General features: G+C 51.5%; 17 protein-coding genes, 1 pseudogene and 1 riboswitch. Of the genes and pseudogenes, 6 read left to right on the forward strand and 12 right to left on the reverse strand.

The annotated features are described in order from the left end of the window. Positions 1-21: 21 nt before the first annotated feature. A riboswitch (cyclic di-GMP riboswitch) is annotated at positions 22-105 on the reverse strand. Between the two features lie 102 nt (positions 106-207). Then, positions 208-2,679, reverse strand: coding sequence for a trypsin-like peptidase domain-containing protein (locus AC1DWB_RS00145; protein ID WP_477538986.1), 2,472 nt, complete (start codon positions 2,677-2,679; stop codon positions 208-210). 589 nt (positions 2,680-3,268) lie between these two features. After that, positions 3,269-3,436 (reverse strand): hypothetical protein, encoded by a 168-nt coding sequence (locus tag AC1DWB_RS00150; protein WP_477538987.1) that lies wholly within the window; start codon positions 3,434-3,436, stop codon positions 3,269-3,271. A gap of 204 nt (positions 3,437-3,640) precedes the next feature. On the opposite strand from AC1DWB_RS00150, the gene AC1DWB_RS00155 reads away from it, so the two are divergent. Further along, positions 3,641-4,126, forward strand: a complete 486-nt coding sequence (locus AC1DWB_RS00155) for a nucleoside deaminase (protein ID WP_477538988.1) — start codon at positions 3,641-3,643, stop codon at positions 4,124-4,126. Positions 4,127-4,322: 196 nt separating this feature from the next. On the opposite strand, the gene AC1DWB_RS00160 is transcribed toward AC1DWB_RS00155, so the two are convergent. After that, the gene (locus AC1DWB_RS00160) at positions 4,323-5,612 is read right to left on the reverse strand and encodes a VTT domain-containing protein (RefSeq protein WP_477538989.1); all 1,290 of its coding nucleotides are present in this window, start codon (positions 5,610-5,612) and stop codon (positions 4,323-4,325) included. A gap of 226 nt (positions 5,613-5,838) precedes the next feature. Here AC1DWB_RS00160 and AC1DWB_RS00165 point away from each other — a divergent pair, with 226 nt between their 5' ends. Beyond that, positions 5,839-6,159, forward strand: a complete 321-nt coding sequence (locus AC1DWB_RS00165; protein ID WP_477538990.1) for a hypothetical protein — start codon at positions 5,839-5,841, stop codon at positions 6,157-6,159. Positions 6,160-6,280: 121 nt separating this feature from the next. On the opposite strand, the gene AC1DWB_RS00170 is transcribed toward AC1DWB_RS00165, so the two are convergent. Continuing rightward, positions 6,281-6,901, reverse strand: a complete 621-nt coding sequence (locus tag AC1DWB_RS00170) for a DsbA family oxidoreductase (protein WP_477538991.1) — start codon at positions 6,899-6,901, stop codon at positions 6,281-6,283. 155 nt (positions 6,902-7,056) lie between these two features. On the opposite strand from AC1DWB_RS00170, the gene AC1DWB_RS00175 reads away from it, so the two are divergent. Then, complete coding sequence (locus AC1DWB_RS00175; protein ID WP_477538992.1) at positions 7,057-7,728, forward strand: DUF6483 family protein; 672 nt, start codon at positions 7,057-7,059, stop codon at positions 7,726-7,728. 25 nt (positions 7,729-7,753) lie between these two features. Here the strand turns inward: AC1DWB_RS00175 and AC1DWB_RS00180 are convergent, their stop codons facing one another. Continuing rightward, positions 7,754-8,005, reverse strand: a complete 252-nt coding sequence (locus AC1DWB_RS00180) for a hypothetical protein (RefSeq protein WP_477538993.1) — start codon at positions 8,003-8,005, stop codon at positions 7,754-7,756. A gap of 164 nt (positions 8,006-8,169) precedes the next feature. Between AC1DWB_RS00180 and AC1DWB_RS00185 the strand changes: the two genes are divergently transcribed. Then, positions 8,170-10,800 carry a hypothetical protein gene (locus tag AC1DWB_RS00185; RefSeq protein ID WP_477538994.1) on the forward strand — a complete coding sequence of 877 codons (2,631 nt, stop codon included), beginning with the start codon at positions 8,170-8,172 and terminating at the stop codon, positions 10,798-10,800. 59 nt (positions 10,801-10,859) lie between these two features. On the opposite strand, the gene AC1DWB_RS00190 is transcribed toward AC1DWB_RS00185, so the two are convergent. From AC1DWB_RS00190 to AC1DWB_RS00205, 4 genes are all read right to left on the reverse strand, one after another. After that, complete coding sequence (locus tag AC1DWB_RS00190; RefSeq protein ID WP_477538995.1) at positions 10,860-11,252, reverse strand: rhodanese-like domain-containing protein; 393 nt, start codon at positions 11,250-11,252, stop codon at positions 10,860-10,862. Positions 11,253-11,282: 30 nt separating this feature from the next. After that, positions 11,283-12,428, reverse strand: a complete 1,146-nt coding sequence (locus AC1DWB_RS00195) for an MBL fold metallo-hydrolase (RefSeq protein WP_477538996.1) — start codon at positions 12,426-12,428, stop codon at positions 11,283-11,285. Positions 12,429-12,442: 14 nt separating this feature from the next. Continuing rightward, the gene (locus AC1DWB_RS00200; RefSeq protein ID WP_477538997.1) at positions 12,443-12,757 is read right to left on the reverse strand and encodes a rhodanese-like domain-containing protein; all 315 of its coding nucleotides are present in this window, start codon (positions 12,755-12,757) and stop codon (positions 12,443-12,445) included. A 189-nt stretch (positions 12,758-12,946) separates the two neighbouring features. Continuing rightward, the gene (locus AC1DWB_RS00205; protein WP_477538998.1) at positions 12,947-14,398 is read right to left on the reverse strand and encodes an MDR family MFS transporter; all 1,452 of its coding nucleotides are present in this window, start codon (positions 14,396-14,398) and stop codon (positions 12,947-12,949) included. 175 nt (positions 14,399-14,573) lie between these two features. Here AC1DWB_RS00205 and AC1DWB_RS00210 point away from each other — a divergent pair, with 175 nt between their 5' ends. Next, positions 14,574-15,206 (forward strand): response regulator, encoded by a 633-nt coding sequence (locus AC1DWB_RS00210; protein WP_477538999.1) that lies wholly within the window; start codon positions 14,574-14,576, stop codon positions 15,204-15,206. On the opposite strand, the pseudogene AC1DWB_RS00215 reads toward AC1DWB_RS00210, so the two are convergent. From AC1DWB_RS00215 to AC1DWB_RS00225, 3 genes and pseudogenes are all read right to left on the reverse strand, one after another. Further along, a pseudogene (locus AC1DWB_RS00215) lies at positions 15,156-15,374 on the reverse strand (ATP-binding cassette domain-containing protein); the annotation flags it as partial. The gene AC1DWB_RS00210 and the pseudogene AC1DWB_RS00215 overlap by 51 nt on opposite strands. A gap of 95 nt (positions 15,375-15,469) precedes the next feature. Then, entirely contained in the window at positions 15,470-16,324 is an 855-nt protein-coding gene (locus tag AC1DWB_RS00220; protein WP_477539000.1) for a DUF72 domain-containing protein, read from the reverse strand. Continuing rightward, on the reverse strand, positions 16,321-16,971 hold the full coding sequence (locus AC1DWB_RS00225) for a phosphatase PAP2 family protein (protein WP_477539001.1): 651 nt from the start codon (positions 16,969-16,971) through the stop codon (positions 16,321-16,323). Before AC1DWB_RS00225 ends, AC1DWB_RS00220 begins: the two co-directional genes overlap by 4 nt. Before the next feature lie 186 nt (positions 16,972-17,157). Between AC1DWB_RS00225 and AC1DWB_RS00230 the strand changes: the two genes are divergently transcribed. After that, positions 17,158-18,321, forward strand: a complete 1,164-nt coding sequence (locus AC1DWB_RS00230; protein WP_477539002.1) for an iron-containing alcohol dehydrogenase — start codon at positions 17,158-17,160, stop codon at positions 18,319-18,321. Positions 18,322-18,436 lie beyond the last annotated feature (115 nt).

The raw sequence follows: 18,436 nt of genomic DNA on the forward strand, positions 1-18,436 counted from the left end.
GACCGCCTTTTTCATCTAGAAAAAAAGCACGGCCGGTTGCATCACTGACTCCTCGTATCCCAGATGCCCAAATGAAAGACACGAATCATTACCTCCGAATATTTTATTATCTACATCTTACCATGCTGCCGCAAGATCTTCCAGCCATTTTTTGGTTAGTAAGACCCAAACAAATAATAATTTTTCATAAACACTAGTTCTAATGGACTACTGTTTGATTTGAAAAGACTTAACCGCCGCATCCGCCCGGGAGACATTCTCCTGCGTCCGCACTGCATCATTCATCTTCAATGTAATCGTATAAGTCACATTATTGCTGCGGAACACATACTCGGTCTGCTCATAAGGCGCTTTCTTCAAATTGTAGCGGATCGCAATCTTCTTGCCGCCTTCGGCGAACGTAGAGTCGTCAGAAATCTCATATTTGTACTCATTGTCGTTGTCGTTGCTTTTCTTATGGCCCTGCTCCAGCTTCTTCATAACATCTTCCAGGTTGGATTTATCATCTGCTTCTACCGAAAGGCTTCCCCCAGTGAAATTGAAGTTCATCCTAGGGCTCTCCTTCATGAAGGAGCTAAGATTCGACCAACCTTCCGGTATCCGGATCGAATATTTGAATTTCTCGTTCGTGTACGCCAGCGTTTTATTCGGATCGATCAAATCATCCTCGTCCTGAATAAAGCCCAGGCTTGTATTCATCTTATCTTTGCTGACCTTCATGGACTTGACGATCCCGTCGATCAGCTTAGCCGCTTCTTCCTCTTTATCACCCTTATCGAACTGGATGCTGACCGCGTACTTATATTTGTCCTTGATGAAGTAGAGCATGACGCTTGAATTCCAAGAGTCGCCGCCCATCCGCCATGAATAACGAATCTCCTTCACCGGCACTCCGTCCGCACTCAATTCTTTCCGATCGCTGATCTCCATGTAGTCTGCTGCGTATTTGTTCGTGAACTGCCGTTCCTCACGCGCTGTCCAGTCAGCCAACGTCTCGCCGGATGAAGCGGATGTGACCTGCACGCTGACATCCTGAGCGGCATCCGGGTTGCTATAGTACAGTTCTCCGCTATACTCATCGGACTCCCAACCGGAAGGCAAGTCGAAAGATAAGCCGTATTCGTTCGTGAATGTGGTATCGCCTTCCTTGAACACGGAAATGTCCTTAAGCGCATCGTCCTTGGCATCGAAGCTCAAGGAAAAGCTCTCCAGCAAGTCCATATATGCATTATGCTTGACTTTGTTTTTGTAATTCTCGGCGGATTCCACGATCAAGCCGATGTAATAGATTTTATCACCCTTCAAGTAGGCTCGAGCCTGATAGTAAGTATCCTCGGACGATTTCCCTACTACTTTCGCATAAGGCACGGGCTCCGTATCCACGTAACGCTTCTCAAGAAGCATATCGTCGGAGTTGCGGGTCAGCTTGCGCAGCAAGCCCATCACGGACAACTCCTCATTCTGCTTTTCTTCCACGGAGATGGTGATGGCGAACTCACCCTTGGAATCGGCGAAGGTCACCCGATTGCCGTCATCGCTCTGATTAGCCTTGATCAAGCCACCCGGATATTTCATGGACCAGCCAAGGTGGCTGTCCCCGATTCGGGTTTTGCCTTGATCATCATCGATGTAAGCTCCCTCGGAATCTTGTTGCCATTGCTTACTAGAGGAAGGATCTTCCTCAAGCACGACACTGCGGGTAACGGTCTTCCCATCGGATTTCAAGGTGATTTTCAACGTATCCTTAGGCAAATACTTCTTCATGATCTCATTGTATTCCACGATCGTCTCTACACTCGTCTGATCGAACGACACAATCGTGTCCCCCTGCTTGATCCCGGACTTAGCGGCTGGAGAATCTGGATCGACATAGGCGACTTTCAACGATTCCTTGGCAGGTAACCCGACCACGGCTTCCCAGCTTTCTTCCAGCTCCAGGCCCATGTAAGGGCGCATGACCTTGCCGTACTTCTCGAAATGCTCCAGTACATACTGTACGGTGTTGACCGGAATAGCAAAACCTAAGCTTTCTACCATGTAGTCGATGTATTTCTGCGAGTTGATACCTACCACTTTCCCCTGCATATTGACGAGTGCTCCGCCGCTATTCCCGGGGTTAATGGCCGCATCGGTCTGCAGCAGCTGGTAGGGGGATTCTAACGATCGATCCAAGCCGCTGATGATACCTACCGTGACCGAATTGCGCAGAGCGAAGGAGATCGGCGTACCTATAGCCATGACCGTCTCCCCAACCTTGATATCGTTAGGAGCGGCGAATGTCGCCGCTGGTAGTGAGTATGCATCGATATGGATTAGCGCAAGATCGCTCTCTTCATCGTAATGCGTCGTTTTGCCCGGATACGTTTTGCCATCGGACGTAACGACTACAATATTTTTCATCTGCTTCACAACATGCGCGTTCGTAAGAATGACGCCGTTCGACTTCACTATCACACCGGTACCGTGAGCGAGATTAAACCGGTCGTTGTCAGATTGCTTCCCATCCGTAGGTTTGCCGATAATAGCAACGACGCTCGGCGACACTTTCTCGATAATCTTGGGAATTTCGGAATCTGCACCTGCTGCAGCGTAGGCTGACAACCCACTTGAATACAGCCCTGCCACCAGGCAGACGACTAACATCCAGCTTAATTTCCATCTTCTGCTTGTCCGCTTCATGAAGTTAACTTCCTCTCATATGTAGAAAAATAACACGTATTCTCTATACGAATCTATCATAAGGAAGATGTTGGTACAATGTGAATTTTGACACATTGATACATTTTGTTTCGCGGACAGTAAGACCGATTAGCGAGCACACCGGACGGTCCTTGGTCATTGCGTTCAGTTAGCACGTGGAGAGGGCAGGCAGAGGGGTTACGACCGCTGTTGAAATCTTGTGCTTTGGATTGGACCTCTACCTACCCTCTTTTGAGCTACTTTCGATCAAGACGTTACGTTCTCCGCACGCTCCGAATCCGGTTTTGCAGATCGTACATCTTCTATCCGGTATTCGTATCCATGCAAGAAAATGCGGCAAGTACAAGACCGTCTGTACGGTGCGCTTATACGCCATATGACGCAACTCGTTCAGCAGAAGTACCAGTATAATCGGCATCGGGAATGCGAAGAGGAGCTGATAGAAGCGAATGAAAAGCGTGTTGGTGAACAGCCTGCGGAACTGGACGAAGGTGAAAACTGCTCGATTTCAATCCGACCCATGGACTCGCGGCGAACCCCTTGAAAATGCTATACTCCTGGAAAGCGATTACACTTCCGAGCATAGGTGCAACTTAAATATGAGGAAGTACAGCATGCCGGGAACTAACATGAAGTAAAATGCTTTATGCTTGCGAACATAGCGCCATAGAGAATCGTTTCTCTTCGGACGGGATGCAGGTGCGCGTTGTTGCTCTGCGGCTTGGATAGACGGCATATCGGCGCTCCTGTCACAGTAAGATCAACATAGTTATAGAGGTTGGCGGAGCCTTTCCTGCTTACTTTCTCACTATAGAACCGATACCTTATGCACAGAATAAGACTATGTTTGGTTTTACAGTGCTAAGTTATGATTTCGTACGGAGTACAGGGTGGATCAGAGTGAGTGGTGCAGAGTGGCACATAGTCAGGAGGAATCAGAATGAGTGCGAGTGATAGAGAGTGGATGAAGCAAGCGATGGAGCTGGCGTACCGTAATGCGGCGGAGGGGACGGGCGGTCCATTCGGATGTGTGATCGTGAAAGACGGCGTAATCGTGGGCCGGGGGATGAACCAAGTGACGACGCTGGGTGATCCGACAGCACACGCCGAGGTGCAGGCGATTCGCGATGCATGCCGAGCACTCGGCAGCTTCCAGTTGGACGGCTGCGACGTGTATACGAGCTGCGAGCCTTGCCCGATGTGCCTCGGCGCCATCTATTGGGCGCGGCCACGCGCTGTGTATTACGGCTACTCGCGTGACGAGGCGGCGGCGATCGGGTTCGACGACGCGTTCATCTACGAGGAGATCGCCGCGCCGCTTGATGTTCGCCGCATTCCGATGCGGCGTGTGGAGCAAGATGGCCGCGGCGAGTTCGCGGACCCGTTTGGTTTGTGGAGCCGGCTGGACGGCAAGACGGAGTATTAGAGGTTGTCGATTCATTGTGAGTACAGAAGTGGAAAGTGAAAAAGAGGACCCCAGCGAGTTTTGGCTTGAACCTCCATACCGCGAAATCCCTTATACAATCATAGGAGGTTCAAACAAGATGTTTGAGCTAAAGGGGTCCTTTTTCACTTGGAACGGCCGCTTGGCTTCCATCGGCAATGAATCGACAGCCTCAGTATTAGGAGCTTGCCGAATTTTGCAAAGCACGGAACACCTCCAGAAGCACAATGTTCAACGTCAGCCAGACGCCCCCGAACACATAGCCTGCCACAACATCGCTAGGGTACTGCACATCGAAGTAAATCCGGCTGATCCCTACCAGCGTACTCACCAGCAGAACCAGGAGGACGGCAGCCAAGCGAAGCTTGTAGTCTCCGTAATGGCGGAAGATCAGGAACGCTGCGAACCCGATAACCGTCAACGTGATTAACGTCTGCTCGCTCGGAAATGTATAAGGAAACGGCTCGGCAGACGGCTCGGGACCGACTCGATGGAACAGCACGCGCAGCGCCTCATCCCACACCTCGCCCCCAACCACGACGACCGCAAGGAAGCTAATCTCCAGTAGACGGTTTTTGCCTAGCAGCCAGATCCATCCGACGGTGATCGCAATTAGAGGTGCAAACACATAATAAGACCCCAGTATCGCCAGCCGATTCATCGATAGGGTCCAGTCCACACCGAACATCGAATCTACAATATAAGCCGTCACCTCGTCGAACTGCGCGAACTCCTGCTCCAGTACCGTTTGAATCAACCCGATCATGAGAGCGACCAGCAGGAAGAACAACCCGGAAGCGGCAAGCACAACAAACTTCACCTTGCCCATGGAATGAAACGTTCGCAGCGCCAGCTCCAATGTCATCATGAAGCGCCCCACGATAGCCTGCTTATGATTGCGATACAAATACACTAGCAACATGATTGCGCAACCCGCAAGACCCGCCAGAAGCAGATAGCGGTTGACTTGTCCATGAAATTGCTCCCACTTCGGCCCCAGCACGTAGCCCAGGGAAACGAAGACACACACCCAGATCAAAGCGCCCGAGTAAGCGAAGATGGCATAGCGGCGAAACGAAAGGCGTGTAACTCCCGAGAAATACCCCGTCACATGGCGCACACCAGGGATATAATACGTCAGGAGAAGCAACTTGTTCCCGATTTTTTGAAACCAGATTGATATTTTATTCAGCTGTGTCGGCCCCAGATGAAACCGCGAGCCGTGCTTCTCGAAGAATGGCAAACCTAACCGATATCCGATCCAGTATGAGACCGTCATGCCGAGCGAGACTCCCACCCATGCAATCAGGACAACCGCGAAGAAGTTCAGCTTGTGTTCATACACGAGCAAACCCGCATAACTCATGATCGCTTCACCAGGCAGGGGCAAGGCTAGCATCTCCAGGAATAGGGCGAGAAAAAGAATCCCATAACCGTAATTCTCGATCATTTGGGACAGAACATCCATGAGCGGAACACCTCCTTCTTGTCAGTGTCGGTCCGAACCTCATTTTCATACTACTATTTTTCAAAAAAAAATTCACACTCGACCCCCATAAACGTCTCTCCAGCTTCGTATACTGTTATGCAACGTTCTATATACAGAAAGACATCCGTTACTCAGCCCAAAGTTGACCCCACATACGTCCTAAGTTGGCGGGGGATCCCACAATCTGATTAAGGTGGTGTTCGTTATGGAATTGGCGATTGTATTGGTGGCAGCTGCCGTTCTGATTACGGCAATCGTGATGCGAAGTCGAAGTTGGCAGACGGTCATGGCCGGAACAGGCCGTTCGGCGGATGAGGTACAAGCGAAGTATGCGTATCTCAAAGCCAAACAAGTCAAGTGCAAGCTCAAGACCGAAGAGAATCCCTCGATGGGTGCTGTTCAAGGCAACGCTGCTTACGCAGTCGATGCCCCCGCCCAAGTGAGGCTGACCGTGCACAAGAAGGACGTTGAGCGTGCTTCCCAACTATTGGAGACCTTCGATAAGGAAGCTGAATTTTCTTTATAATTTGATCATACTGCTAAGTAACGGAATGGAAAAAGCCGACTATCTCCTGTTTTCAGCGAGAAGGTAGTCGGTCTTTTTTTTGTGAAAATTGTTCAGTCAGCCAAGCTGACGTGTCGGTCGGTTATTCTTTCGAAGCTTGATCAAAAGCTTGCAGAAAGGCGCTAACCGGCTGCGCGCCTGTCAGTGCATACTTGCCGGCGAGCACAAAGAACGGCACGCCGGTAATGCCGACTTGACGTCCGAACGCCAGGTCGTCCTCTACCTGCTCCACGCCTTCTCCCTGCTCTACACGAGCTCGAAGCGAATCCGGGTCCGCGCCACATTCAGCGGCTAGCTCCAGCAACACATCCAATTGTCCGATGTACTTGCCTTCCTCGAAGTATGCGCGGTTCACCGCTTCGACGTACGCGGTCGTCTGGTCAGCCGGCATCAGAGCAATGACTTGATGCGAGAGCAGCGTATTCGGCGAACGCTCGACTTTGTCGAAATCGAAGTGGACGCCCGCCGCCTTCCCTGCCTGCACGACTTGCCCGAACAATTGCGGCAGGTCAACCCGGCCTGCGAACTTCTTCTCCATCGACTCGCGGAATGGTAAGCCTTCCTTCGGCGTGCTTGGGTCCAGTTGGTACGCTCTCCACTGCAGCTCGACTGGCTGCCCCCATTGCTGCAACGCTTGAAACAAGTTTTCTTTGCCAATTCTGCACCAAGGGCAGACGGTATCGTGAAAAATTTGAATTTGCATAAGAGGGTCCCTCCTTGAAGTGAATGATCTAGACCTAAGCATACCTCAAAACACGCTTGAGTCCAAGCTCGCGAAACCGGCGAAGCGTGCTTTCGTATGGTTCATATGATAGGGTTACATTAATGGGATTGAACATTAGGAAAGTGGGGCCAGACATGTTCCAACGAGACTATATAATGCGAATGGTCGAACAACTTACGCAGATGGCGGGGGTACTGGTCGGGTTCAAGCAGAATCGGGAGCCGCAACTAGCGCTCCTTCATATCGACGAGCAGTTACGGCGCCTGTTAGGGCTGAATCCGAAGCTGCTGCAAAGCTTGTCCGACAGTGCTCTGTTGGATTTGTTGCGACAAGGCCCCGACGGGGGGACCGACAAGATCCTGATCGTCGCCATGCTGATCAAGGAGCAAGGTGACTTCCAGCTCATGCTCGGGGACTTCACAACGGCGTATAATCGCCACTGCCGAGCGCTGAATCTTTACTTAACGGCGGCTGCAGAAGATGCAGATCGGACGTATATCGACTATAAAGCGGATATCAAATATTTACTTGAAGCTCTTCGCCCTTATGAACTGCCAGTCGCAACCCGGCTCGCCCTATGGCCTTACCACATGACCCAGGGATTGTATGCCGAAGCGGAGAATGAGCTGTTCCAGCTCTTAGAGGAAGGCCACGGTGATGAGTCGCTTCTGGCCGAGGCGATCACACGGTATACCGGGCTGCTCGACATCGACGAAGCCGAGCTTGAAGCAGGCGGGTTATCGCTTGAGGAAGTCAAGGATGCGCTCGCACAATTGAATGAGAAACAAACAGGCTCTCCCCTATAACTCTGGGGAAGCCTGTTTGCGATACCTATAACTGCTGCAAATCCTGCTTGTCTTCTTCCAAGTCCGCTCTCGCTTGCTCTACCGGTGCTTGATTCATACTGATGGTCGCTTGCTCCAAGGCATGCTCTGCTTTCTCCACCGCGTTCTCGGCCTGCTGAATGGTAATGTCCGTCGGGTGCGATTGCGCTTGGGAAACCGCATTATGGGCGGTGACCACCGAATTCTGCGCTTGGGAGATCGGGTTCTGGGATTGTAGGCTGGAATCGTGCTTGCTCATGGACGTTCCTTCTTTCCGAATGGGATAACAACGTCCTTAATATGGCAAGTAAGGGTCCTTTTTATTCGGAGGGTGGATTAGGACGGATTGGCATAATGCAACTTTTCCCATTTTCCAGCGTTAAAAGGGATGTTCGCATTTTCCTTAAAAGGAGCACATTCCCTATGAAATGTAAATCCATTGCAGCGCTGGCTGCGATCGTATGGATGGCTATGGCCGTCGTTCCCGTTCCATCTCAGGCGCAATCGAAGGTGCTGGCCATTGGGACGGTGATCGGCAGCGTGCTCTCAACGGATATTCGCGCATTCGTCAATGGAGAGGCGATCCACTCGATGAACATCGGTGGCAGTACGGCCATTGCCGTGGAAGATTTGCGCAGCTACGGCTTTGACGTGTCGTGGGATCCACTTGAACGTCAAGTCGAGATCCACCCCAACCCGGCGAAAACCGTTCGATCAACGTACACCCCGGATAGCGGGGGAAACCAAGCGGTAGGAAACAAAATCGCCGATGTTCTGGCAACGAATATTCACACTGTCTCACTCGGAAAAGAAATTCCCTCGTTCAACATAAACGGGACAACAGCTGTGCTCCTCCAGGATCTCGCCCCGCTGCTTGGCAGCCTGGAATGGAACGAGAAGACGCGTACTGCCTCGTTCACGGAAAGTAAAACGTTGGCCCCCGATCCGCGGGCAGCGCAAAGCTCCGTATATCCGCTTCAGGTAGAGCATGTATCGAGCAATCGATTCACCATTCAGTTCACGGATGACGGCATGTACTTCGGGAAGCAGATCGGCTTCGGGCAGGACGGACGGTCGATGTTCTCGGTTGAACAGATCGCAGACCTGCTCGGCTATCAAACGGAAAAACAGCGAGGCGGGCGCTACGTTCATAACGACTCCAGCGGCTTTCAAATCGGAACCGATTTCGAAACGGTGGGGTTGTATTGGTTCGACGGCAAGTACGACGAGAAGAAGCTGACGTATCCTGCCGTGGAACGGGACGGAGAGCTCTATATGTACGAGTTCGATATGAAGGCGCTATTCGGCTACACCAGCAATTGGGATCAGGATAAAAGGCTGCTGGATATCGATTATGCCAGATACGATGTGAAGGATTTCGGGATTCCGGAACACGTGGACAGCTACTGGTACGCGGTAAAGGGATTGATGTTCGCACCGCTTCCGGGAGATTTACCGAGGCTGACGGTGACCACTAGAAGAGGCGGGACAACGTTCGGAGGAAATTCTTCTACGTCGATCACGGAGCAGCAGACGCCGAGCGGTGCCCCTATCTATATGTTCTCGTCCGCAGCTCCTATGGATCTTGGAGACAATGCGGTCAAGGTCGACTATCGCATAGGCGACCGCATTTTGTTCAGCAAAACGTTCGACATTGTGCTCACCCCTGAGCTGCTTAAGCCGGTCATCAATTACGGCGATCTTCCGCAAAGGTTCGGCGATTTCAGTTCGATCACCCTAGAAGGACCGGCTTCCGGCCAAGTCCAGACGAAGGACGGGAAGGTCGAGGTAATCGGGAAGGTGATCGCAGCGCATGGATCTGGATTGCACGCGGTGATCGAGAAAGAGGACGGCGTCAATTGGACCGATCGCGAGACTGCGGAGATTCCGTTCGATCAAGCCCGATTTGCAACGATGCTTCCGCTCAACCATGGGACTGGGCGCTACCGGGTTACGTTGCGTTCCGATCTGAGGACGCCTCCTAGTCGGATTCGGAAATTCGACCCCTACATCGATGTCGCCCGATTTTACGTCAACTATCAGGACGGGGTGTCCCGCATCGTTGGCATGGACGGGAATGAAGGCTTCACCTGGCGCGACGGAAAGCTGCTCCATACGATGAATACAGGAAAGACGTGGGATGTCGTCACTCCTGCCGGCATCGGCGGCAAGGATCGCCTGATCAACGCCGATTTCCACGATCCTTATTCAGGGTTTGCCTTCTATCTCACGGAAGACAAGAAGCTTATTGCGGCGCACCGACTATATGATGGAGGAGACCAGCAGTCCAACTGGGAAACGTCGGCCCTACCGACGACTGAGACATGGGAGACATCGCCTGACGTAACGCCATATCTAGCGTATTATGAATATCTTCCGAATTATGTGCTACTCACCTCTTCGCCAGCAGCGGGCCAAATGAACAAATCGCTCTACAGATCGGACGATCGAGGCAAATCGTGGACACGCGTCGGCGATTTGACGTCCGACATAAGCGGCTACCCGACCGGCATCAGCTTCCGCAAGGAGAAGGAGGGTTGGATTGCTGCGGCCTATCACGGACAGGACAACATCCCGTTCTACCGGACGAAGGACGGCGGACGAACATGGGCGATCCAGCACGTCGACGTACCCGTCGAATTGCAACGAGCTTACGCCAATGTATACCCGGCCGTCTTCGATCAGGAAAGCGATAATCACGGCCTCTTCATCGCCGAATTCGTGCAGGACGGGGAGAAGACGTACGTCCCCTATGAGACCAAAGACTCTGGCGAAACGTGGAACCCGCTCCCCTATCGGCTGAAGGATATTCAGGGGGTTCCGGTGTTGCATTTTGACGGCCTTATTATGGGCAGGGCGATCTCCAATGACGGCAACACCATCTATACGATGGATACGTACAATCATGAAGATTGGCAGCCGATCCAATCGGGCCTTCCCTTGAACGATGCTTCGCAATTTGTCCTGCGCACGGACGGCTTCGGGTGGGTGCTTCTGAACGGCTTCATCAAGGTGACGAAAGACGGCGGGAAAACGTGGAACGATCCGGCGTGACGCTTGGTAAAAAGAGCCTCAGGTCCGCTAGGAAGCGGATACTCTGAGGCTCTTTCCATTTACTTCGATTTCTCCATGTTCCCTTTCCAGGCTAGAATGCCACCCTGCAATTGCGTGAGTTCCAATACACCATTCTTCTTCAATAGAGCGGCTGCCTGCTTGCTCCTCATTCCGCTTTGGCAATACAAGAATACATGGTGATTCTTAGGCACTTCGCCCACACGTCCTCTTAATTCAGACAAAGGGATATTGATAGCGCCGGGAATATACCCGCCCTTGAATTCGTTCTTCTCTCTAACATCAATCAGGATCTTATTCGAACGCCCCTCGATCTCCTTCTGAAAGTCATGGGCATTCAAATTCCTCAATCCTTTCATTGGAGCTAACCGCACGAACAGAAACAGACCTATTAAAACCAAGATCACGATCAATCCCCAAATTGAGTTATCCATCCGATACATGCTCCTTTATGATTAGCGCTCTTAATGTTCGTGAATGGCGCAACGGTTCGGACCTATCTCCATATCGCGTTGCTCCTCTTCCGTGGGGGTAAGCTTCCCCATATTGATTTGTCTAATTTCCTGATACGCATTCGGTTGAGGAGGTAAATTCTCCGTAACTGCTCTTCGGAACGCAGCCTCGTCCTGGATGTTCAAGCCTGGATTATCTCTATACAAATCGCCCAAACGCGCACTTACTTTACCCCCTTCACCCAATTCGGATACTTTGCCAAAATGAGCAGGAAGGACAAGTAGATCCTCAGACAGTTCCTTGTAGCGATTGTACAGTGTGTGGCGAAGGTCGCTGACCCAATCCTCTGCTTTTCCGGCCAAATCAGGTCGTCCGATCGATTGAACAAACAAACTATCTCCCGATAGCAAGTACTGATGATCCACGATTAGTGATGTGCTTCCAATTGTATGACCGGGTGAATACACGGGCTGAATATGAATCTTCGTTTGACCGACCGTAATATCCGCATTCTCTTCCAGCTTGTGATAGGCGAAGACCACTTCATCCGCGTCCTTCGGAGGCAGCCAGTAGCTTGCTCCCGTTCGCTCAGCTAATAGTAGTCCGCCAGAAATATGGTCAGCATGCAGATGGGTATCCAGCGTATGCTTGACCACGGCGTTGTGATCTTTGGCAAAATCCGCATATACGTCCGTCATCCGCACTGTATCGATTACAGCCGCTTCCCCATTCGAGATCACCATATAGGACAGACAGCCTTTACCTACACGCACGAATTGATAGATGGCGCCTCCATCCTTCAAATCCTCAATATGGATTGGTTCCAGATGTTCGCTCCATGATTTCATGCCGCCCACAAGGTAGGAGACATGCTGTATGCCCTGCTCTATCAGTTGCTCCGCGACAAATAGGGATGAACCTTCTTTCGCACACACAACCAGCACTTCCTGATCGGGCGGTAGTTGATCCATAACCGCATCCACGCCATCAAGGAGCTCAAAGTACGGAATATTAATACCCTCAACGTTCTTCCCTTCTATCTTCCACTCCGAATAATCACTATCATTACGAACATCCAATATAAATACGGACTCATGCTGGAGAATTTTTCTTGTCAATTCGCCTGCCGTCATCCCTTTTACTCCAGCCCTAGCCATCGTATTGCGCCTCCTTATTCGATTTCTCCAACCCAGTTGTTCATGCCACCAAATAAATTGTTCACCTTGCTGTATCCAACAGAATGCAGGTAGTTACAAGCCTGGGCACTTCGATTCCCGCTTCTACAAACCAAGATGAGCTCCTTATTCCTATCCAATTCCCCTATTCGTTCAACGAAACGGCTCAGTGGGATGTGAATTATATTAGGGATATGTCCGGCGTCGTACTCATCCTGTTCACGGACATCCACGAACTGAACTTCCTTATTAGTCAACAGAAGTTTGGCTTCATGCGGCAGTAGTTGCTTCCAGTTCTCTTCGTCTGTCATTTGGATTCCTCCTCGTTAAAAACATATACCCCTACCCGTATTAGTATGTTTGTAATATAGTATAGTTTTTATCATTCGTCAAGTTTTGAGTATCTAGTGGCTACGACTGCCAAACATTAGTAGGAAACACAAAAAGACGATCCACCGAGCTTTCGCCAGATGGATCGTATTCGTTAATGCATGAGACTCCTATGCCGCCTGCTTCTTCTCTTCTTGAGGCGCATGAACGCGCTTGATGAAGAAGCCTAGGACGAGCGCGATGATACCGATCAAGAATCCAATTAGAAAGGCATCTTGCAGCCCGGCAACCAACCCTTCCGCCGGATTCGGATTCGGTGTAGATTCCATATAATTCTTCGTGCCGGCTGACATGATGCTGATGAATAGGGCGGTGCCGATGGCACCAGCCACTTGCTGCAGCGTGTTCAGAATCGCCGTTCCATGCGAGTACAAATGACGAGGCAACTGGTTGAGACCCGTTGTCTGCGCAGGCATCATCACGAGGGAAATCCCGACGAGCAAGATGATATGGAGTGTCACAACATGTCCGGCCGTTGTCTCAACGGTAATGCCCGTGAATAGCCAGACGGCTAGCAGCACCAGAATGAGTCCCGGTATGACCAGCACCCGGGGGCCGAACTTGTCGAACAGCTTCCCGGAGATCGGCGCCATGATTCCGTTGATGATGCCGCCCGGCATTAAGGTCAAGCCCGCTTTGAATGCGGTCATCATCAGCGCGGTCTGCAGGAACAGTGGCAGTAAGATCATCGTGGAGAATAACGTCATCATGAGCACTAGCATCATAACCGTCACTAGCGAGAACATGGGGTATTTGAACGCCCGGAGGTTGAGGATCGGCTCCTTCACAACGAGCTGCCGCACGATGAATAAGAGAAGCGCGATCCCACCAACAACTATCGTCCAGACTACTATGGGAGCGGACCATGAGCCTTCTCCTGCTTTGCTGAATCCATATACAACACCCCCGAAGCCAATGCTGGACAGAAGAATCGATACCACATCCACCTTCGGCTTGGTCAGGTCAGATACGTTCCGCAGATACGCGGCTGCGAAGACGACGGAGAAGATCGCAAGCGGAATGACGGAGTAGAACAGCCAGCGCCAATCCAACTGGTCGATAATGAGGCCGGCCAATGTCGGCCCGATGGCCGGTCCGAACATGATAACTAGCCCGATCATCCCCATAGCGCCCCCTCGTTTCTCAGGAGGGTAGATCAAGAGTATCGTATTCATCATGACGGGCAGCATGAGCCCCGTCCCGAGTGCCTGGACTACCCGTCCCACGAGCAGCATGCTGAACGCAGGTGCGGTACCGCAGATGATCGTTCCGACCAGGAACAGAATCATAGCGGTCAGGAACATCTGCCTCGTGGTGAACCACTGTTGAAGCAGCGCGGTTACCGGTACGAGGACGCCGATGACGAGCATATAGGCCGTGGACAACCATTGAATCGTAGCCGGTGTAACAGCGAACTCCTTCATCAAATCCGGAAAGGCGATGTTCAGCAGCGTTTCGTTCAAGATCGCCACAAATGCGCCGATCACCAGCGCAGCCACGATTGGCCCCCTTTTGATTCCACTTAAATCTGTTGATGCACTTGCATCCGATGAAACGTTCAATTTCAATCCTCCTTTGAGTATATGAAAGATACATTCTCCCCTCATATTCTTCCATTTTACCATTCCTGAATTTGCCGAACAAATGTTCATATTATGAATTTTTTGAAAAAGATACTACGGGTAAAATGCTATAATGACACCATACGCTGTCCATCATGGAGTTGGAGGAACCCCTTTGTTTCGAATTATGATCGTGGAAGACGATAAGAAAATTAGACAAATCGTAGCCGACACGCTGCGTAAATGGCAATATGAGGTCATCGAGGTATCTGCGTTCGAGCAAGTCTTGGACGATTTCGTAAAGGGTCAACCGCATCTGGTGCTGTTGGACGTTAACTTGCCTCTGTTCGACGGCTATTACTGGTGCAATCAGATTCGCTCCGTCTCCAAGGTGCCTATTATTTTCCTATCCTCCCGGAATCAGAATATGGACGTCATCATGGCTATCAATATGGGGGCCGATGATTTCGTGCAGAAGCCGTTCGACCTGGGTGTTCTCGTCGCCAAGGTAAGCGCGCTCTTACGGCGCAATTACACGTACCAGGATGAGAGCCTCCAATTGACCCACCGTCAGCTCGTCTTTCACTTGTCCAACTCCTCCGTCCAGTATGGAGAGCAATCGACAGAGCTGTCTCGGAACGAATTCATCGTCTTACAGACCCTGATGCGGAACATCGGGAAGATCGTCACCAGGGACGAACTGATGCAGATCCTCGATGAAGCCCACCCGCTCCTGGCGAAATTGTCTCAACGAGCTCTTCTTCAGATCGAGGAGCGACTTCCCCTCCAGCCATACTTCGCCTCCTGAGAGCTTGTCGATCGTAGACAACACATTCATCAGCGTGGATTTTCCCGAACCGGAAGGTCCCATAATCGCCGTGAATTCCCCTGGTTGAATCGTAAGATCGATATTTTTCAGTACAGCCGTTGTCCCATATTGTTTGGATAAATTTTTAGTTTGAATAACCGGTTGCATCTTCTTCTCCCTCCCTTTCCTGCTTCTTACTATAGACAAGAATTGGATTTGCAACCATCGAACTAACGTATATCCATGTGACAGTTTTGTCACTATCAGAACAACCCCAACTGCTCCGGCGGCGGGTCCGGCAAGTCCGGATGCGCCAGCCCCAGCATATCCATGAACTCCAGCGCATTGGTGGCCGCGTCACCGCCGGAGTTGTTGTTGAAGATGACGCACACTTCGGCCGAGCCTTGCTCTAACAGCTTCAGATGCGCCACCCACTCGGCGAACTCGGCCTCGCTATAGCGGTACAAGTACCGCACCTCCCGCCAATCGCGGTCGGGCTGCTTCGTCCAACCTCCTGCATTGCGGCCGTGGAACCGCACAACCGTCACGCCGGGATGCGTCGGATGCAGTACGGTCGGTACGGAGCCCGGAGGCACTTGCGGCTCATCGCACACGCTGTGCATCCAGCCCTCGCTCGCCATGAACGTCAGCGTCTTGTCCCGAAACTCAGGCGTGAACCAAGACTGATGCCTAAATTCCAGCGCCACTGGTATGTCCCCCATTCTCTCCTTCGCCTCCCGCAAGACCGCAACATTCTCACGTGTACAATCGAACCACGGCGGATATTGGAACAGCACAGTCTTCAGTTTACTTGCCTCCCGCACAGGACGAATCGATTCGATAAAAGCGTTGTACATGACGGATGTGTTCTCGAACGGATTTTTGCCACGCAGATGACCCGTCATCCCTTGGAATGCTTTGATCACGAAGGCGAACTCATTCGGCGTATCGTCAACCCACTTGGCGAAATTCCGCTCCGGCTGCACGGCGTAGAACGAACTGTCCACCTCCACGGTACGGAAATAACGGCTGTAGAGCCTCAGCCGATCTTGCGAACTCGCCCCCTCCGGATACAAGTCATGATGATCACCCCAACCAGCCAACCCAATTGTAATCAAGCGCCAACCCTCGCCTTCCGGTCACACCTGTATTCGAACACCCAGATTGACAGCAAGAGCCAAGTGCCGCTGGCCAAATACCCTCCAAGCACGTCGCTGGGGTAATGAACACCTAGATATATTCGGCTTAACCCGATTCCCAGGATGAATAACACGCTGACCAGGACGAGAACCGAACGCCCCCAATTACTGGAGATATGGCGCCACAACAAGTAGGTGCTGATCCCATAGAACGCGAACGCTGCCATCGAATGCCCACTCGGGAAGCTATAGCCCGCTTGTTCAATTAACCGGTGAATCGTAGGCCGTTCTCTGTGAAACCACGATTTCAACAAGGAATTGAGTATGGCGGAGCCCCCGACCACCCACACAAAGAGGATCAGCTCCCGGCGATGCCCCAATACGAAGTATAGAAAGGCCATCAGCAATAAGGCCAGAACCGCAACTACCTCGCCCGAGCCAATAAACGACAGCCCCTTCATCAGGCTCGTCCAGCCCGGCGATTCCAATCCTTGCACCTTGGCAATGTTCCATTCGTCGAATCGGGCGATCCTTTGGTTACCGATCAGAATGGCGATCATACCGAATCCAATAGCCGATAATAGGCTGATGAAGAATGCACTCGTTAACTTTAGTTTTAAATTCATACGGGAAGCCCGCCCCTCTCTGTTTGTACCCTGGGTTTGTATAAAATGGTTATTCGCTTTACCCAGGCACGTTTCCTTTTATTATTATTTCCAGCCTTTTTGCATGTTCTGCGGATTGTGCCTTAAAATAAAGACGAATGACGTTCGCTAGTTACATCATCTGTTCCAAGACAAGGAGGAATGATTATGCTTCCATTTGTTTTCCATAATCCCACTAGATTGATTTTCGGAGAAGGGCAGTTGACCAAGCTTCCAGCAGAACTGGCAGCATACCCCTCCCGCGTGCTGCTTGTGTATGGCGGGGGCAGCATCAAGCGGAACGGCTTGTACGATCAGGTGGTCGCCAAGCTGCAAGCGGGCGGTATCGCATGGTCCGAACTGTCCGGGGTTGAACCGAACCCTCGTCTCTCCACCGTGAACCAAGGCATCGCCATATGCCGAGAGGAGAACATCGGTTTCATCCTAGCGGTCGGCGGAGGCAGTGTGATCGATTGTGCCAAGGCGATTTCTGTCGGAGCCAAGTTCGACGGTGATGTATGGGACATTATCAGCCACAAGGCGGCGGCCAAGGAAGCTCTTCCCCTAGGCACTGTACTTACGATTGCAGCGACTGGTTCGGAGATGAATACCGCCTCGGTGATCACGAATGAAGTTACATTAGAGAAGCTCGGCTGGGGTTCACCGCTAGTAGCGCCGCAATTCTCGATTCTGGACCCGGCTTATACGGTTAGCGTACCACGAGATCAGACCGTGTATGGTCTGGTCGATATTATGTCGCATGTATTTGAAAATTATTTCCACCACACCTCACCTACGCCGATCCAGGATGGATGGGCCGAGACGCTGCTACGTACGGTTATCGAGACTGCACCTCGGTTGCTCGAACAATTGGACGATATAAGCGCTAGGGAGACGATCTTGCTGTCCGGCACTTTGGCCCTCAATGGCCTATTGAACATGGGCGTACGTGGCGATTGGGCGACTCATAATATCGAACACGCTGTATCCGCGGTATATGATATTCCGCATGGAGGCGGTCTGGCGATTCTATTCCCGAATTGGATGACCTATTGTCTGGATGCTAATGTCGGACGATTCCGTCAGTTGGCGGTTAACGTCTTCGGCATCGATCCAGCAAGCAAGTCCGATCGTGATGTGGCCGTAGAGGGAATTGCTGCGTTGCGTTCGTTCTGGTCATCCATTGGTGCCCCAGCGCGATTGGCGGACTATGACATTGACAGCAGCCAACTGGAGCAGATGGCCGACAAGGCGATGAAGTTCGGAGCATTCGGCAATTTCAAGAAGCTGCAGAAGGAAGACGTCATGGCTATTTACCGGATGTCGTTATAAGTCTGTAGAGGGTGGCGCGTAATAAGTTGCACTTAAAAGCTTCAGATACGGACTGGATGATATGAAAATAGCATACAGAACATAACTGTGTCATTTCTGCGCAACCCGACTAGCT

The organism is Paenibacillus sp. P4_E11, from assembly GCF_056401635.1.

What these genes read in the sequence shown, in the direction of transcription:
- AC1DWB_RS00195 (WP_477538996.1), bottom strand. Translation starts at nt 12,428, where the DNA reads ATGGCTAGGGCTGGAGTAAAAGGGATGACGGCAGGCGAATTGACAAGA.
- AC1DWB_RS00190 (WP_477538995.1), bottom strand. Translation starts at nt 11,252, where the DNA reads ATGGATAACTCAATTTGGGGATTGATCGTGATCTTGGTTTTAATAGGT.
- AC1DWB_RS00180 (WP_477538993.1), bottom strand. Translation starts at nt 8,005, where the DNA reads ATGAGCAAGCACGATTCCAGCCTACAATCCCAGAACCCGATCTCCCAA.
- AC1DWB_RS00145 (WP_477538986.1), bottom strand. Translation starts at nt 2,679, where the DNA reads ATGAAGCGGACAAGCAGAAGATGGAAATTAAGCTGGATGTTAGTCGTC.
- AC1DWB_RS00230 (WP_477539002.1), top strand. Translation starts at nt 17,158, where the DNA reads ATGCTTCCATTTGTTTTCCATAATCCCACTAGATTGATTTTCGGAGAA.
- AC1DWB_RS00170 (WP_477538991.1), bottom strand. Translation starts at nt 6,901, where the DNA reads ATGCAAATTCAAATTTTTCACGATACCGTCTGCCCTTGGTGCAGAATT.
- AC1DWB_RS00225 (WP_477539001.1), bottom strand. Translation starts at nt 16,971, where the DNA reads ATGAATTTAAAACTAAAGTTAACGAGTGCATTCTTCATCAGCCTATTA.
- AC1DWB_RS00155 (WP_477538988.1), top strand. Translation starts at nt 3,641, where the DNA reads ATGAGTGCGAGTGATAGAGAGTGGATGAAGCAAGCGATGGAGCTGGCG.
- AC1DWB_RS00175 (WP_477538992.1), top strand. Translation starts at nt 7,057, where the DNA reads ATGTTCCAACGAGACTATATAATGCGAATGGTCGAACAACTTACGCAG.
- AC1DWB_RS00150 (WP_477538987.1), bottom strand. Translation starts at nt 3,436, where the DNA reads ATGCCGTCTATCCAAGCCGCAGAGCAACAACGCGCACCTGCATCCCGT.
- AC1DWB_RS00165 (WP_477538990.1), top strand. Translation starts at nt 5,839, where the DNA reads ATGGAATTGGCGATTGTATTGGTGGCAGCTGCCGTTCTGATTACGGCA.
- AC1DWB_RS00160 (WP_477538989.1), bottom strand. Translation starts at nt 5,612, where the DNA reads ATGGATGTTCTGTCCCAAATGATCGAGAATTACGGTTATGGGATTCTT.
- AC1DWB_RS00200 (WP_477538997.1), bottom strand. Translation starts at nt 12,757, where the DNA reads ATGACAGACGAAGAGAACTGGAAGCAACTACTGCCGCATGAAGCCAAA.
- AC1DWB_RS00185 (WP_477538994.1), top strand. Translation starts at nt 8,170, where the DNA reads ATGAAATGTAAATCCATTGCAGCGCTGGCTGCGATCGTATGGATGGCT.